We start from the raw sequence: 16,399 nt of genomic DNA on the forward strand, positions 1-16,399 counted from the left end.
ACATGAGTTGTTCTTAACTGAAAGAAAAAATGCTATTTAAAGTCTAATGAAATAAAGTGCCTCTCATTGCGGATTAGGTAATCCCATTTTGTGGAGGTGCTTTTTTGTGTGAATTTGTATTAAAAAGCAAAATCCAATAATATCCAAACATTCGATTTTGGGAATGATAATGATATCAAAATACTGTAATTCATGAGGTTGAATTATAAGGAAAGCGTTTTAAAAACATGTTACAATGATGTAGGTTTAGTATAGATTTCCTTGTGAACCGCCCTTGTTGCAGTCATGTTGATAGGAGGATTCCAGAATGAATATCCATGAATATCAGGGTAAAGAAGTATTAAAGCAGTACGGAGTGGCTGTACCGAACGGCAAGGTTGCCTACACGGTGGAAGAAGCCGTTGCTGCGGCAGAATCGCTTGGAAGCGCTGTTACGGTCGTAAAAGCACAAATTCATGCTGGTGGACGCGGTAAAGCGGGTGGCGTAAAAGTTGCCAAAGGCTTGGATGAGGTGCGGACTATTGCTTCTGAAATTTTGGGTAAGGTGCTAGTGACACATCAGACCGGAGCTGAAGGTAAAGAGGTCAAACGTCTTTTGATTGAGGAAGGCTGTGATATTCGCAAAGAATATTACGTAGGCGTTGTCGTGGATCGCGCGACTGGACGCATCGTATTGATGGCCTCCGAAGAAGGCGGTACGGAAATCGAAGAGGTGGCTGCGGCTACTCCGGAGAAGATTTTTAAAGCAGTTGTTGATCCAGCAATTGGGCTTCAGGTGCATCAAGCTCGTAAGCTGGCGTATGAGATTAATATTCCCAATGAGCTGGTGAATAAAGCGGTCAAGTTTATGCTGGCGCTTTACGAAGCTTTTGTGGACAAGGACTGTTCGATTGCAGAAATTAATCCCCTAGTCGTTACGGGTGATGGGAATGTACTGGCGCTGGATGCCAAATTGAATTTCGATTCTAATGCGTTGTTCCGTCACAAGGATATTTTGGAATTACGTGATTTGGATGAAGAAGATGAGAAGGAAATTGAGGCATCTAAATATGATCTAAGCTATATCGCTCTGGACGGAAATATTGGCTGTATGGTCAATGGTGCGGGGTTGGCAATGGCCACGATGGATATTATCAAATATTACGGTGGTGATCCGGCCAATTTCCTGGACGTTGGTGGCGGTGCAACGACGGAAAAAGTAACCGAAGCGTTCAAAATCATTTTGTCCGATCCGAAGGTAGAAGGTATTTTCGTCAACATTTTCGGCGGGATTATGCAGTGCGACATCATTGCGAACGGCGTCGTGGAGGCTGCCAAACAGTTGGGGCTGACTCGTCCGCTTGTTGTCCGTCTTGAAGGGACAAATGTTGAGCTCGGCAAACAGATTTTAGCGGAATCCGGTTTGAATATTGTGGCAGCCGATTCCATGGCCGATGGTGCCCAAAAAATCGTTGAACTTGTTCAATAGCCTGTTTGCATTCCGATATGCCGAATAAACGATAGGGGATGTGAAGATCGTGAGTATTTTGGTCGATAAGCATACAAAGGTGATTACACAGGGGATTACGGGAAAAACGGCGTTGTTCCATGCCAAAGGTGCACTTGATTACGGTACACAGATGGTAGGTGGCACCTCTCCAGGTAAGGGAGGCACCGAGGTAGAAATTACACTGGAAAACGGACAACAGGTCAAACTGCCAGTGTTTAACACAGTAAGCGAAGCCAAGGAAGCTACGGGCGCAACTGCTAGCGTCATTTATGTGCCGCCGGCTTTCGCAGCGGATTCCATTTTGGAGGCTGTGGATGCGGAACTGGACCTCGTGATTTGTATCACAGAGGGGATTCCGGTACTTGATATGATCAAGGTCAAACGTTTTATGGAAGGTAAAAAGACCGTTCTGATTGGCCCTAACTGTCCGGGCGTTATTACGCCAGGAGAGTGTAAGATTGGTATCATGCCAGGTTACATTCATCTGCCTGGTCATGTAGGCGTTGTGTCACGTAGTGGTACTTTGACCTATGAGGCAGTGCATCAGTTAACCACTCGAGGTATAGGTCAATCTTCAGCGGTTGGTATTGGCGGTGACCCAGTTAAAGGTTCGGAATTCATCGATATTTTACATCGCTTCAATGAGGACCCCAACACTCACGCTGTCATTATGATCGGAGAAATCGGTGGTACAGCTGAGGAAGAGGCTGCCGAGTGGATCAGGGATAATATGACGAAGCCAGTCGTTGGTTTTATCGGTGGTGTGACTGCGCCTCCAGGCAAACGGATGGGGCATGCAGGCGCCATTATTTCTGGCGGAAAAGGAACGGCAAAAGAGAAGATTGCAACGCTTGAAGCCTGCGGGATCAAGGTGGCACCGACTCCTTCCGAAATGGGCTCGACACTGGTAAGTGTGTTGGAAGCACGTGGTATTTTGAACTTGTGTACAACACATTAAATCGTGTTTCTTCATTAATATACAGGCTGTAAATCAACATCGAAATTTGCTGCTGGCTAGTGTATAATGAAAGAAAGGTAAGCAACCTTTTTATCTTCTGAAACAGGGGATGAAAAGGTTGCTTTTTTTTTGCGTTGATACAGGCTTATCAGGGAAACGCTTGCAAAATGATCCGTTGTGCCACAAAATAAGGAAGGGTTCACTCTTCCATGAATGGGGGAACCACAGTTTGGAAGAAAGATGGCTTTTATTAGGTCTACATGAGTTAGAGGGAATCGGAAGAAGAACTATTCAGCGTATTTGGTCGAGTGATTATCGATTGCATGAGCTACTGCATTTTAGCGAACAAAAGTGGATTGAGATAGGCTTAAGTCCCACACAGGCACGCATTGCGGCACAGTGTTACGATGAAGAATGGGTGCATGAACGATATCAGCGAATTCAATCCAGTGATATTGGTACGGTAACTTATGTGGACAAAGATTACCCCTTATTAATGAAGGAAACAGTTGACCCTCCTTGGGTGATGTATACAAAAGGGGATAAATCACTTTTGCACACATGTTCTGTAGCCATGGTAGGAACTCGCGTTCCTACTGCGTATGGTCGTAGAGCAGCGGAGATACTAACTGAGGAATTATGTAATGCAGGGATTACAGTGGTTAGTGGATTGGCGAGAGGGATTGACAGTATTTGTCACGAAACAGCCCTGCGCCAGGGAGGCAACACGATTGGTGTACTTGGAACAGCAATTGACCAAATTTATCCTCCCCAAAATGCCTCTTTGTTTGCAGAGATGGCTAGTAAAGGTCTAATCGTATCGGAGTATCCTCCAGGTACGAGGTCTCATCCGGGGATGTTTCCACAACGTAATCGCATTATTGCCGGTTTAACGAAGGGGACGCTCGTTGTAGAAGCAGACGCTAGAAGCGGTTCCTTGATTACAGCGGATGCTGCGCTGGAGGCAAATCGAGATGTGTTTGCTGTTCCTGGACCCATTACGTCACCGAAGAGTAAAGGCACGCTGAACTTGATTAAGCAAGGAGCCAAAACGGTCACTGAAGCTTCGGATATTATTGAGGAGTATGAAGCAGATTTGCGTACAAGGCAGGTTTCTTCATACAATAGAGAACAGAGTCTTAATCTTAAGAAAGTCTCCAAAGCATCAGAAAGTGAGACTTCTGAGGAAAAGCGCGTAGTGCTGCTGCTGGAACAAGGAACCATGACACTGGATGAACTGCTTGATGCTACGGCATGGGATTTTGGACTTTTACACGCAGTTCTGTTATCGTTAATCATAAAAAAAAGGATCGCTCAGCTAGCGGGCACAAAATACAAGCTTATTTAGTCATTGTTTTTGTCAAATCCTTAGTTAGTAAATGCGTAAAATTCAATTTTAAACATAGGTGGAGGGAAATTAGCGTTTATTCGCATCGCGGATTCCTACTCCTTCCCCACTTCCTGAAATGTGTTGAATTTATAGCTCGTATTAACGAACTATAGCTCACCACATTTCAGGAAGTTTATCATATTCATGTGTGTAATTGAGAGGAGGAAGAGCCTATGGCGGATTCACTCGTCATCGTGGAATCGCCTTCCAAGGCGAAGACGATCGGCAAATACTTAGGCAGCAAATATATCGTCAAGGCTTCCATGGGTCATATCAGGGATTTACCTAAGAGCCAGATCGGTGTAGAGGTTGAAAATGATTTTAATCCCAAATATATTACCATTCGAGGTAAAGGCTCAATACTAAAAGAGTTAAAGGATGCCCGAAAAAAAGTAAAAAAAGTATATCTGGCGGCTGACCCGGATCGCGAAGGCGAGGCTATTGCTTGGCATCTGGCGCATGCGCTGGAACTGGACGATACGGCGGATTGTCGTGTGGTGTTTAATGAAATAACGAAGCAGGCTGTCAAAGATGCTTTTAAAACCCCCCGCAAGATCAACATGGATTTGGTCAATGCGCAGCAGGCACGACGGATATTGGATCGGCTTGTCGGTTATAAAATAAGTCCATTGCTCTGGAAAAAGGTAAAGAAGGGTCTGTCTGCTGGGCGTGTACAGTCGGTTGCAGTGAAAATTATTCTGGACCGGGAAAACGAGATCAATGAGTTTGTACCGGAAGAATACTGGACGATCACAGCTAAATTAGCTATTAAAGACAGCACTTTTGAAGCGAAATTCCATAAGCTACACGGCGAAAAGAAAGAGCTCTCTAGCGAAGCGGATGTACAAGAAGTGTTAGAAGCTATCGGAAAATCGTCTTACAAGGTGCGCGATGTGAAAGAGAAGGAGCGTTTACGCAATCCGTCTCCTCCATTCACAACAAGTTCCTTGCAGCAAGAGGCGGCTCGAAAGCTCAACTTCCGGGCATCTAAAACGATGTCTGTAGCGCAGCAGCTGTATGAGGGTGTGGATTTAGGAAAAGAAGGGACTGTGGGTCTGATTACGTATATGCGTACGGATTCCACACGGATCGCCACTTCGGCTCAAGAGGAAGCGAAAGAGGTCATCGTTCAAAAATATGGCGAAGATTTTGTGCCTGAAAGTCCTCGTCAGTATTCAAAAAAGTCGGCTAATGCTCAGGATGCGCATGAAGCGATTCGTCCAACCTCCGCCTTGCGTGATCCGGAAACTGTTAAGCCTTTTATGAGTAGAGATCAGTTCCGATTGTACAAACTGATATGGGAACGTTTTATGGCGAGTCAGATGGCTTCCGCTATTATGGATACTTTGTCCGTTGATATTGAAGCAGGCGAGGCGATATTCCGAGCAGCCGGTTCAAAGGTTCGCTTTCCAGGCTTCATGAAAGTGTATGTGGAGGGGAATGACGACGGTAAAACCGAAGAAGATAAGCTGTTGCCGCCACTCCAACCCGGCGATAAGCTGAAAAAGGAATCGGTTGAACCAAAGCAGCATTTTACACAACCGCCTCCTCGCTATACGGAAGCACGACTGGTGAAGACGCTGGAGGAACTGGGTATAGGACGCCCGAGTACGTATGCACCGACGCTGGAAACCATTCAGAAGCGCGGTTACGTCGCTATTGAGGAGAAGAAATTCTTCCCTACCGAGCTGGGAGAGTTGGTCATCGAGCAGATGGAAGAATTTTTTCCAGAGATTCTGAATGTAGAATTTACAGCCAATATGGAAGGTGATCTTGACCACGTCGAAGAAGGCGAAGGTGATTGGGTCAAGGTGTTGAGTGACTTTTACGAGTCATTCGAGAAGCGTCTCGAAGTGGCTGAAGAAGAAATGAAAGAAATTGAAATTAAGGATGAAGTATCCGACGTCATCTGTGACAAGTGTGGCAGCCCCATGGTGTATAAGCTGGGCCGCTTTGGTAAATTTCTGGCCTGCTCTGCTTTCCCGGATTGCCGTAACACCAAGCCAATTGTCAAGGATATCGGGATGAATTGTCCTACATGCGGTGAGGGACATGTCGTCGAACGACGAAGTAAAAAAGGACGTGTCTTTTACGGATGTGACCGTTACCCAGAATGTGATTTTGTATCCTGGGATAAACCGTCCATCAAGCCTTGTCCAAGTTGCAGTGGCCTAATGGTCGAAAAACGTACTAAACAGGGAACGAAGCTCAACTGTACCGTCTGCGATCACAGCGAAATGCTGGAGGAGAGCGATGAGAGTGTAGAGACTTCTTAAGAACAAAGATAGCAGGGGGATTTAAAAGTGAGTGAACTACAAAAGGTAACGGTCATCGGAGCAGGTTTGGCGGGCAGCGAAGCTGCCTGGCAAATTGCAAGCCGTGGAGTGCCAGTTAAGTTATATGAAATGAGACCGGTTGTAAAAACACCCGCGCATCATACGGATAAATTTGCCGAATTAGTATGTAGTAATTCCTTGCGCGCGAACGGTCTGACGAATGCAGTAGGCGTACTGAAGGAAGAGATGAGAATACTAAACTCTTTGGTTCTGAGTGCGGCAGATCGCCATGCTGTTCCGGCTGGTGGGGCATTGGCAGTGGATCGTGATGGATTTTCCGGTCATATTACAGATACGCTTCATCAACATCCTTTGATCGAGGTCGTTAATGAAGAACTCCAGGAACTCCCGCAGGACGGTATCGTGGTCGTTGCAACGGGACCATTAACTTCTCCAGCTTTGTCAGAACAGATCAAAACGCTGATGGGAGAGGAGTATTTTTATTTCTACGATGCGGCAGCTCCGATTGTAGAGAAGGACTCCATCGATATGAGCAAGGTCTATCTGGCTTCCCGTTATGATAAAGGAGAAGCAGCTTACTTAAATTGTCCGATGAACGAAGCGGAATTTGATGCTTTCTATGAGGCTTTGATTACTGCTGAGGTGGCACAAGTCAAGGAGTTCGAAAAAGAAATCTACTTCGAAGGATGTATGCCTATCGAAGTAATGATGCAACGTGGGAAACAAACGGCATTGTTTGGACCGATGAAACCTGTAGGCCTCGTAAATCCACATACAGGAGAACTACCCTATGCAGTTGTTCAGCTTCGACAAGACAACGCTGCAGGTACGCTATATAATCTGGTTGGTTTCCAGACTCACCTCAAATGGGGGGAGCAAAAGCGTGTGTTTTCAATGATTCCGGGACTTGAAGAGGCAGAGTTTGTACGTTATGGCGTGATGCATCGCAATACCTTCATTAATTCTCCACAGCAGCTTCACCCAACTTATCAGTTCAAGGGAAGAAGTAATCTGTTCTTTGCCGGACAAATGACTGGTGTAGAGGGTTATGTAGAGTCGGCGGCCTCAGGTCTGCTGGCTGGTATAAATGCGGCACGAGCAGCACGTGGGCAGGAAATGTTCGTATTTCCTGCGGAAACGACACTAGGCAGCATGGCACGATATATTACAACTGCTGATTTCAAACATTTCCAACCGATGAATGCAAACTTTGGTCTGCTCCCAAAGCTGGAGACACGCATTCGTAACAAAAAGGAAAAAAATGAAGCTCTCGCTAATCGCGCGTTGGAAAGTTTGCGCGGTTATATCAACCAAACGGGAGTTATGTCAACAGAAGTACAGGCATAAGGATGAAGGAAAAGGAGGAGCGCGTTATGGATATGTCCTTTCATGCTACCACCATCTGTGCTGTACGCCATAATGGCAAAGGAGCTATTGCGGGTGATGGGCAGGTAACGTTCGGCAACAGTGTTGTGATGAAGCAAACGGCTAAAAAAGTGCGCAGATTGTATCGTGGGCAGGTCGTTGCGGGATTTGCGGGTTCGGTGGCCGATGCTATCACATTGTTTGAAAAGTTTGAAAATAAGCTGGAGGAACATCACGGCAATCTTCAAAGGGCTGCTGTAGAACTGGCCAAAGACTGGCGGCAGGATCGTGTACTACGCAAGCTGGAAGCGCTGATGATTGTGATGGACTCATCCGGGATGCTGCTCATTTCTGGAGGCGGAGAAATTATTGAACCTGACGATGATGTGTTGGCCATTGGCTCAGGTGGTAATTTTGCATTGGCAGCTGCCCGTGCTTTCAAACGTCATGGCTCTGGTATGGAAGCAAAGGACATGGCACGGGAAGCGTTAGAGGTTGCTTCGGAAATATGTGTGTATACGAACAGTCAGATTATCGTGGAAGAATTGTAAGTCGGCTCTGAGTATTCAAGGGTGGAGGAGTGCAAAATGAATAATCAATCGTTGACGCCCAGACAAGTGGTATCCGAGCTGGATAAGTATATTGTCGGACAAAAGGAAGCTAAAAAATCAGTTGCTGTTGCCTTGCGTAATCGTTATCGGCGTAGTAAACTGCCGGATGATATTCGGGATGAAATTGTGCCTAAAAATATTTTGATGATCGGACCGACAGGTGTGGGTAAAACTGAAATTGCACGTAGACTTGCACGGCTCGTGGGAGCTCCTTTTGTCAAGGTAGAGGCCACCAAATTTACAGAAGTGGGTTACGTCGGTCGTGATGTAGAATCCATGGTGCGGGATCTAATGGAAACCTCTATCCGTATCGTCAAGTCGGAACGAACAGAGAATGTGAAAGACAAAGCGGAGGACATGGCAAATGAACGGATTGTCAATATCCTTGTACCTGCAGAAAAGTCAAATAAATCGCAACGTAATCCTTTTGAAATGCTGTTTGGCAATAACACAGGGACTTCGGTAGAAGAAGAACCACCACAACAGGACGGAACCTTAGCAGAGAAGCGACGCAAGGCTAAATTTGATCTGTTGTCCGGTAAACTTGAGGATGATGTCATAGAGATTGATGTGGAGGATACCGCACCCAATATGCTCGATATGTTTGCTGGGCAAGGGAATGAACAAATGGGTATGAATATGCAGGAGATGTTCGGAAGTTTCCTTCCTAAGCGGACGAAGAAGCGCAAGCTACCAATCAAGGAAGCCCGCAAGGTACTGATTCAAGATGAAGCAGCCAAGTTGATCGATATGGATGATGTGATTCAGGAGTCTGTGAAGCGTGCTGAGCAATCCGGTATTATTTTTATTGATGAAATAGATAAGATTGCCAGCCAAGGCAAGGGAAGTGGCCCTGATGTGTCGAGAGAAGGAGTCCAACGCGATATTTTACCTATTGTCGAGGGCTCTACCATTATGACCAAATACGGCCCGGTAAGAACAGACTACATTCTGTTTATTGCCGCTGGGGCTTTTCATGTGGCTAAACCGTCAGACCTGATCCCAGAGCTTCAAGGTCGTTTTCCAATCCGTGTGGAGCTAAGTAGTCTGACCTTGGATGAGTTTGTGTCGATATTGACGGAGCCTAAAAATGCGCTGACCAAGCAATACACCGAGTTGCTCCGCACCGAGGAAATAGAAGTCGAATTTTCTGCGGAAGCGATCCGTGAGATCGCTAGTATTGCCGAGTCCGTTAATCGCAACACCGAAAATATCGGCGCACGGCGTTTGCATACCATCTTAGAGAAGCTGCTGGAGGATCTGTCATTTGAAGCCCCAGAGCTTACATTGGATCGTATGATCATCACCCCGGAATATGTGCGTGAGAAGCTGGGAGATATTGCCCAAAACAGGGACCTTAGTCAGTATATTTTATGAACAGGGTGTCTAAAAATAGGGTGTGTGGTCCAGAATAACACTATCTTGCACCGTCGTTTAGTCCTAGACACAGGTTAAGTTGATGATTTTTCTGTCTATTCCAAAAGTAGGACGTATAATCTTTTACAGGTGTAAAGTGCTAAGAAAACATTCTTTTTCTTGAAAAAAACCTGAAAAATTTAACATTTTATGCATCTAAAGCCCTCTTTTTTAAAAAAGATAGGGCTTTTTTCTTATTGTAATTAGGTCCCAACTCTACGAAACTTAGAATATATGACAGAAAGTTAAGATTTTCTACTTAAGACCTAAAAGAAATGTATAATTATGAAATTTTATTGTCGAAAAAAAGTGAAAAATCTTGTTTTATTGAATCTTACTTTGGAGTAGACGCTGGAGGGAGGAGCTAAATGAATCTGCTGGGTGATGTAAGCTTTCAAAAGCTTCAGGCAGGTGTACAGGCGGCCAATACGAGACAACGTGTGATGGCCGATAATATTTCCAATGCGGATACCCCGTATTTCAAGCGTTCGGAGGTTTCATTTGAAGAACTGCTTCAGCAGCAAATGGACGGTGATGTTACGCCATTGCGTGGAAAAGTAACCAATTCAAGACATTTTCAAATAGGACCTGTGAACTCCATTCCTGATGCCACGGTCATCAAAGATGGGTACTCAGTCATGAATAACAACATGAACAACGTAGATATAGACAGGGAAATGAGTCTTATGGCTGAAAATCAACTAAGATATAATACCTACATCCAAGAAATTAATGAGCGCATCAAAATGATGAGAACAGCGGTAGAAGGGAGATAGGACGAGGTGAAGATTAACAACGGCTTTGATATTAGTGCATCTGCTCTTACGGCCCAACGGTTGCGGATGGACGTTATATCGAGCAACATTGCCAACGCAGAGACAACTCGGGCGAAGGTGGAGAATGGACAAGCAATTCCATATCGGAGAAAAACGGTTGTTTTGGAGCCTAACCAATCTGGCTTTGCCGATGTTTTGAAGGCTCAAATGGAAGGAAGTAGTACAAGCGCCGCTGGCGTTAAAGTTTCGCAAATTCAGGAAGATCAGTCACCTTTGAAACCAGTGTACAATCCGGGTCATCCGGACGCTGATAAAGATGGCTATGTATATATGCCTAATGTAGACATAATGAAAGAAATGGTCGACATGATTTCCGCAACACGCTCATACGAAGCCAATGTAACAGCTCTGAATGCTTCAAAGGCGATGGTTTCCAAAGCGCTTGAAATCGGTCGCTAAGTTCCAGGACTACTAACTACTTAATAGGGAGAGTAAAACATGATTCAGAACGCCATGTTTAACGTACAGACACCGGTAATACAGCAGATTCAATCGCCTAACAATGAGTTGACGAAAGCGACGCCTTCCGAATCCTTGAAGGATTTTGGCTCCTTCTTAAAGGATGCTCTCAATGAAGTAGGGCAGCAGGAAGCCGCTACACACCAGATGTCCGACCAATTCATGGCAGGCAAAGTTGATGTAGATCAGGTCATGATCACTTCACAACAAGCGCTGCTTTCCCTGCAGCTTACTACACAGGTCCGAAACAAAGCGATCGAAGCCTATCAGGAGATCATGCGTACACAGATGTAAAGTGAGGGTTTAGCAAAGTTTCGGATGGGGTGACGGAGTGAACGAGAGAATCGCCCAATACCGGGATAAAATTTCCGGATATTGGAATAATTTCAGCAAAAAACAGAAGATATTACTTGTTTCGACATTAGCATTCATCATTATCGCCATTGTAGTGCTAACGATGCAGTTTACCAAAACTGAGTATGAAGTGGCCTTCCAGGATCTAAATGCAAATGATGCCGCTGGGGTCATTAAATATCTCGATTCTGCGGGTATACCGTATCAGCTTAATGCTGGTGGGACACAAATTTCAGTCCCAACCGCAAATGCAGATAAGGCGAAGGTAGATGTTGGGTCTCAAGGCCTGATACAGAAAGGGTCAATCGGCATGAGCGCCTTTGACCAGTCCTCCTCGGCCATAGGTATGACGGAGAACGAGTTCAATGTGAAGTACAATAACGCATTGAACGGCGAAGTACAGCAACTGTTGGAACGGATGGATGGTGTCCAAAGCTCCAAAGCCGTCATTAATATGCCAAAGGAAAATATCTTTGCCGGACTTGAAGAAAAGGACAAAGCATCTGCTTCGGTTCAAATGGAATTTGAACCTGGCTTTACTCCCAATCAACAAGCGATCGACGGATATTTTAACCTGGTAAAAACGGCTGTACCGAATTTGCCAGTAGAAAATATTACGATCACGAATAAGGAATATGAGTTGATTCCAACGGCCAAGGGCGGCCAAGGTGGACTCACAAGTGGTGTTCAGGAAAACATGGCTCTACAGAAGAAGTTTGAGAGCGATGTAAGGAATAATGTTCAACAATTTTTGTCGAAAATTGTTGGAGACGACAAGGTAAACGTGCTGGTTATGTCCCAGCTAAATTTCGACAAAGTAACATCAAAGGAACAAATGGTCACACCTGTTGACCAAACGAAAATGAAGGGTATTGAAATTAGTGCCCAACAAATCCAGGAAAGTTATACGGGCAGTAGTGGACAAACCGGAGGAGTTGCAGGGACAGGAACGCAGGATGTCCCGGGTTACCCTGGAGGAGCCAATTCCGGCAATACCAGCTCGGATAAGAGCTCAAGTACGATTAACTACGAAGTTAACCGAATTGCAAGGGATATTATCCAAAGTCCATACACTGTAAAAGATTTAACCATTAATGTAGCAGTTGAACCACCAACAGGTCAGCAAACGTTGGATACTGCAACTCAGACAGCAATTCAAAATATCTTGGTTAATATTGTAAGAGCATCACTGGCGAATTCCGGTACTACTTTTACAGACGCTGATTTGGCTAAAAAGGTTTCAGTGTTCTCGCAAGCTGCTCCGGCGCCTACGAGTACCAATACATTCTTCTCAGCTTCCAACCCGTGGATGTGGGGCATCGGAGCTGCAGTTCTGGCACTGTTGGCGGGTGTAATCTTCTTCATCGTACGCAGTCGTCGTAATCAGGAAGAAGAGTTGGATGAAGAATTGCAACTCATGCCAACGCCGACGGAATTCCCGTCCATTACCATGGAAAGTGTGACAAATGAAAGTCAAGTGCGTAAACAGCTTGAAAGTCTGGCGAAAAAGAAACCCGACGAATTCGTCAATCTGCTTCGTACATGGCTGGCTGACGAATAGAGGTGAGTTCATTGGCAAAGGCAAGCAGTCAAGGTTTAACGGGAAGACAGAAAGCAGCTATTCTTTTGATCACAATGGGGCCAGAAGTATCTGCTCAAATATTCAAGCATTTGCGTGATGAAGAGATCGAGCAACTTACATTGGAAATTGCCAATGTACGGAAGGTCGATGCCATTGAAAAGGACTCCATTATGGCCGAGTTTCATCAAATTTGTCTGGCTCAGGAGTACATTTCCCAAGGCGGTATTAATTACGCTAAAGAAATATTGGAAAAAGCGCTTGGATCGCAAAAAGCAGTTGAGGTCATTAACCGTTTGACAGCGACATTACAGGTGAGACCTTTCGATTTTGCTCGTAAGGCTGATCCGAACCAAATATTGAATTTTATACAAAATGAGAATCCGCAAACCATTGCTCTCGTGCTTTCATACTTGCAGTTTGAGCAAGCGGCGGCAATTCTATCGTCCTTACCACAAGAAAAGCAGGCAGATGTGGCCCGGCGTGTTGCTGTCATGGACAGTACATCTCCGGAAGTCATCTCTCAAGTGGAGAGAGTATTGGAGCAAAAGCTCTCGGCAACTGCGACGCAGGATTACACGAATGCAGGCGGTATCGAGTCTATCGTTCAGATTTTGAATGGCGTAGACCGCGGAACCGAGCGTACAATTCTCGACTCGCTTGAAATTCAAGACCCTGAACTGGCTGAGGAAATCAAGAAAAGAATGTTCGTATTCGAGGATATTGTCAACGTGGACAACCGGTCCATTCAACGCATTATCCGCGATATCGACAATGCAGACTTGCAATTGGCACTTAAAGTGTCCAGTGAAGAAGTACGCGATGTGATTTTCCGAAATATGTCGAAACGTATGGCAGAAACCTTCAAAGAGGAAATGGAGTACATGGGACCGGTGCGGCTGCGTGATGTGGAAGAAGCACAAACACGTATCGTTTCAACGATCCGCAGATTGGAAGAGGCCGGTGAGATTATAATCGCACGCGGCGGAGGAGATGACATCATTGTCTAACTTGATTAAATCTTTCCAATATGTGCCTGTAGAGGCTTTGAAAACGATTGATGTGGCACATACGTACGTGCCAGAAACGACGGATGAAGAAATTACAACTGAATATACGGAGCCAGAGCCTCAGCGAGATTATGAGGCAGAACGGCTCCGAGATGAAATGTTGAATGATGCTAAGGACTTTGCCGAACGTCAGGTACGCGAGGCGGCTGAAGAAGCGGAACGAATGCTTCAGGAAGCACAGCAGCAGATTGAAGATTGGTGGCAGGAACGACGCGAGCATGACGATCAGTTGATTCAGTCGATAAAAGCAGATGGATTTCAACAAGGATATGAAGAAGGCCAGAAGCTGGCTGAGGCTGAGCTTCAGACGAAATCGGAGCAGATGATGGAAGAAGCACAAGATATTCTGCGTCAGGCCTATGAGATTAAGGAACAACTGATTCAGGAAGCAGAGCCTTTTTTGGTTGAACTGAGTAGTGCGATTGCCGAGAAGGTCATTGAAAAACAGCTTAGTCTTGAACCGGAATATACAATTGAGTTAATTCGCAAAAATTTGGCTCGTAAGCGAGAAAAAGGAATCATTACATTGTGTGTGTCGCCTCAGCATTTCGCATTTGTGCAAGGTGCGCGGGAAGAATTGTCATTAACTGTCGATTCGCAGGCAGAACTGCAAATTATTCCGGATGGTACCGTAAAGGATCGCGGTTGCGTCATCCGTTCTTCCTTTGGAAGCGTGGACGCCCGGATCGATACGCAATTAGCTGAGATTAAAAAGGAACTACTGCGTCTGGCACATGAAAATGAGGAGCGAAGACATGAAGGGGCTTAATGCACAGCGCTACATGGATCATTTGCGACAGCTGGACCCAGTTCGGGTGAATGGCAAGGTTACACAGGTTATCGGCTTGATGGTTGAGTCGGAAGGTCCAGACGCGAGTATCGGGGATGTTTGTTATATTTATCCGGGCAAAGCGGCAAAGCCATTGCAGGCAGAGGTTGTTGGCTTCAGAGACAATAAAGTGCTTCTGATGCCACTTGGAGAACTACAATCCATTGGTCCTGGTTGTGATGTCGTAGGAACAGGGAAGCCGCTGAATGTGCAGGTTGGTTCGGAACTGTTAGGCAAAGTGCTCGATGGTTTGGGTCAGCCTTTGGACGGATCACTGATTCCCTCGCGAATGGCGAGATATTCAACCTTCAATATACCGTCCAATCCGCTGAATCGTCCGCGTGTGCAGGAACCCATTAGTATCGGAGTACGTGCAATTGACGGGTTGCTTACGATTGGCAAAGGACAACGGGTTGGTATTTTTGCGGGTTCGGGTGTAGGTAAGAGTACTTTGATGGGTATGATTGCCCGTAATACGGAAGCAGATGTGAACGTAATTGCCTTGATCGGAGAACGTGGACGCGAGGTGCTGGACTTTATTGAACGGGATTTGGGTCCTGAGGGACTAGAACGCTCTGTAGTCATTGTGGCCACTTCCGACCAACCTGCGTTGATCCGCATTAAGGGTGCACTTATTGCAACGACGATAGCGGAATATTTTCGGGATCGCGGGTTGAATGTCATGTTAATGATGGATTCAGTTACCCGATATGCGATGGCCCAGCGTGAAGTCGGTCTAGCGGTGGGTGAGCCACCAGCAATGAGAGGATACACTCCATCTGTGTTTGCTAGTCTGCCTAAGCTTCTGGAACGCGCAGGGACAGGTCCTACTGGCTCCATAACCGCTTTTTATACAGTGCTGGTTGATGGTGACGACATGAACGAACCCATCGCGGATGCGGTGCGCGGGATATTGGATGGACACATTGTCTTGAACCGCGGGATTGCGAACAAAGGACATTTTCCCGCAATTGATGTTTTAGCAAGTATTAGCCGGGTCATGAAGGACATTGCAACACGAGATCAGATAGACGCTGCCGAAAACATTAAGCGCTTGATGGCCATTTACAAAGATTCAGAGGACCTGATTAACATTGGGGCTTATCAACAGGGTTCGAATGCAGAAATTGACGAATCTATGGAGCGCATACGGGATATATGGGATTTTACAAGACAAAGAACCGATGAAAAGGCTGAGCTGGACGAAGTACGAGAACGTTTGATTTCTGAATTTACGAGGAGATGAAGGTTGAACGATGAGATTTCAGTATTCCTTTCAAAAAGTTGTAGACTTGAAAACGAACGAAAAGTCACAGGCCGAATGGCTGCTTTCCAGTGCTGTTGGACAATTGCAGGTTGAGGAGCAGACATTAACACAGCTTATAGGCGAAAGGAATCGGGTCATATCAGCCATTCAAAAGGCTGCCGAAGATTGCGCGCCACTCTCTAGCATTCAGGAATTACAAGCTTATGTCAATCATCTGGACCAATGTATTACACGCAAGCATAGGGATGTTCAATATGCGCAGCAAAATGTGCAAAGCAAACAAACCGTTTTGACCGATAAAATGCTGGATGAACAAGTTTGGCTGAAAGCAAGAGAGAAGGCCAACGTGAAATTCCAACAGGAAATGCTCCTGCGCGAGCAGAATGAGCTGGATGAAATGGCTTCCGTGCGATTTGCCATGAAAGCCCGGTAAGCGGAACGTCATAGGATACGCATATCAGCTGCCTGAGGAGGAAGAC

At 45.7% G+C, this 16,399-nt stretch carries 15 protein-coding genes; all 15 read left to right on the forward strand.

What is annotated here, in order from left to right; genetic code table 11:
* The first annotated feature begins 307 nt into the window (after positions 1-307).
* The 15 genes from sucC (at position 308) to fliJ (ending at position 16,353) form a co-directional block, all read left to right on the forward strand.
* A complete protein-coding gene (gene sucC, locus PPM_RS09805) occupies positions 308-1,468 on the forward strand; it encodes an ADP-forming succinate--CoA ligase subunit beta (RefSeq protein ID WP_013370664.1) in 1,161 nt (386 codons plus the stop codon).
* 49 nt (positions 1,469-1,517) lie between these two features.
* Positions 1,518-2,447 carry a succinate--CoA ligase subunit alpha gene (gene sucD, locus PPM_RS09810; RefSeq protein WP_013370665.1) on the forward strand — a complete coding sequence of 310 codons (930 nt, stop codon included), beginning with the start codon at positions 1,518-1,520 and terminating at the stop codon, positions 2,445-2,447.
* Between the two features lie 229 nt (positions 2,448-2,676).
* On the forward strand, positions 2,677-3,795 hold the full coding sequence (gene dprA / locus PPM_RS09815; protein WP_043885927.1) for a DNA-processing protein DprA: 1,119 nt from the start codon (positions 2,677-2,679) through the stop codon (positions 3,793-3,795).
* A 215-nt stretch (positions 3,796-4,010) separates the two neighbouring features.
* Positions 4,011-6,113, forward strand: coding sequence for a type I DNA topoisomerase (gene topA / locus PPM_RS09820; RefSeq protein ID WP_013370667.1), 2,103 nt, complete (start codon positions 4,011-4,013; stop codon positions 6,111-6,113).
* A gap of 27 nt (positions 6,114-6,140) precedes the next feature.
* Positions 6,141-7,481 carry an FADH(2)-oxidizing methylenetetrahydrofolate--tRNA-(uracil(54)-C(5))-methyltransferase TrmFO gene (trmFO, locus tag PPM_RS09825; protein WP_013370668.1) on the forward strand — a complete coding sequence of 447 codons (1,341 nt, stop codon included), beginning with the start codon at positions 6,141-6,143 and terminating at the stop codon, positions 7,479-7,481.
* 26 nt (positions 7,482-7,507) lie between these two features.
* Positions 7,508-8,050, forward strand: coding sequence for an ATP-dependent protease subunit HslV (gene hslV / locus PPM_RS09830; RefSeq protein ID WP_013370669.1), 543 nt, complete (start codon positions 7,508-7,510; stop codon positions 8,048-8,050).
* 36 nt (positions 8,051-8,086) lie between these two features.
* Positions 8,087-9,487: an ATP-dependent protease ATPase subunit HslU gene (gene hslU, locus PPM_RS09835; protein ID WP_013370670.1), complete on the forward strand. Its 1,401-nt coding sequence runs from the start codon at positions 8,087-8,089 to the stop codon at positions 9,485-9,487.
* A 407-nt stretch (positions 9,488-9,894) separates the two neighbouring features.
* The gene (flgB, locus tag PPM_RS09840) at positions 9,895-10,302 is read left to right on the forward strand and encodes a flagellar basal body rod protein FlgB (protein ID WP_013370671.1); all 408 of its coding nucleotides are present in this window, start codon (positions 9,895-9,897) and stop codon (positions 10,300-10,302) included.
* A gap of 6 nt (positions 10,303-10,308) precedes the next feature.
* Positions 10,309-10,761 (forward strand): flagellar basal body rod protein FlgC, encoded by a 453-nt coding sequence (gene flgC / locus PPM_RS09845; RefSeq protein WP_013370672.1) that lies wholly within the window; start codon positions 10,309-10,311, stop codon positions 10,759-10,761.
* A 39-nt stretch (positions 10,762-10,800) separates the two neighbouring features.
* Positions 10,801-11,115, forward strand: a complete 315-nt coding sequence (gene fliE, locus PPM_RS09850) for a flagellar hook-basal body complex protein FliE (RefSeq protein WP_007430020.1) — start codon at positions 10,801-10,803, stop codon at positions 11,113-11,115.
* Between the two features lie 37 nt (positions 11,116-11,152).
* Positions 11,153-12,736, forward strand: coding sequence for a flagellar basal-body MS-ring/collar protein FliF (gene fliF, locus PPM_RS09855; protein ID WP_013370673.1), 1,584 nt, complete (start codon positions 11,153-11,155; stop codon positions 12,734-12,736).
* A gap of 11 nt (positions 12,737-12,747) precedes the next feature.
* Entirely contained in the window at positions 12,748-13,764 is a 1,017-nt protein-coding gene (gene fliG, locus PPM_RS09860; RefSeq protein WP_013370674.1) for a flagellar motor switch protein FliG, read from the forward strand.
* Complete coding sequence (locus PPM_RS09865; RefSeq protein WP_013370675.1) at positions 13,757-14,593, forward strand: FliH/SctL family protein; 837 nt, start codon at positions 13,757-13,759, stop codon at positions 14,591-14,593. The genes fliG and PPM_RS09865 overlap by 8 nt, the downstream gene beginning before the upstream one ends.
* Positions 14,580-15,899: a flagellar protein export ATPase FliI gene (gene fliI / locus PPM_RS09870; protein ID WP_013370676.1), complete on the forward strand. Its 1,320-nt coding sequence runs from the start codon at positions 14,580-14,582 to the stop codon at positions 15,897-15,899. Before PPM_RS09865 ends, fliI begins: the two co-directional genes overlap by 14 nt.
* Positions 15,900-15,909: 10 nt before the next feature.
* Positions 15,910-16,353: a flagellar export protein FliJ gene (gene fliJ / locus PPM_RS09875; protein WP_013370677.1), complete on the forward strand. Its 444-nt coding sequence runs from the start codon at positions 15,910-15,912 to the stop codon at positions 16,351-16,353.
* The last annotated feature ends 46 nt before the right edge of the window (positions 16,354-16,399 follow it).

Source organism: Paenibacillus polymyxa M1 (assembly GCF_000237325.1).
GTDB lineage: Bacteria > Bacillota > Bacilli > Paenibacillales > Paenibacillaceae > Paenibacillus > Paenibacillus polymyxa_C.

Bases quoted from the DNA above. Each gene is read 5' to 3' on its own strand.
- sucC (WP_013370664.1), top strand. From the start codon at position 308: ATGAATATCCATGAATATCAGGGTAAAGAAGTATTAAAGCAGTACGGA.
- topA (WP_013370667.1), top strand. From the start codon at position 4,011: ATGGCGGATTCACTCGTCATCGTGGAATCGCCTTCCAAGGCGAAGACG.
- hslV (WP_013370669.1), top strand. From the start codon at position 7,508: ATGGATATGTCCTTTCATGCTACCACCATCTGTGCTGTACGCCATAAT.
- hslU (WP_013370670.1), top strand. From the start codon at position 8,087: ATGAATAATCAATCGTTGACGCCCAGACAAGTGGTATCCGAGCTGGAT.
- flgB (WP_013370671.1), top strand. From the start codon at position 9,895: ATGAATCTGCTGGGTGATGTAAGCTTTCAAAAGCTTCAGGCAGGTGTA.
- fliE (WP_007430020.1), top strand. From the start codon at position 10,801: ATGATTCAGAACGCCATGTTTAACGTACAGACACCGGTAATACAGCAG.
- fliI (WP_013370676.1), top strand. From the start codon at position 14,580: ATGAAGGGGCTTAATGCACAGCGCTACATGGATCATTTGCGACAGCTG.
- fliJ (WP_013370677.1), top strand. From the start codon at position 15,910: ATGAGATTTCAGTATTCCTTTCAAAAAGTTGTAGACTTGAAAACGAAC.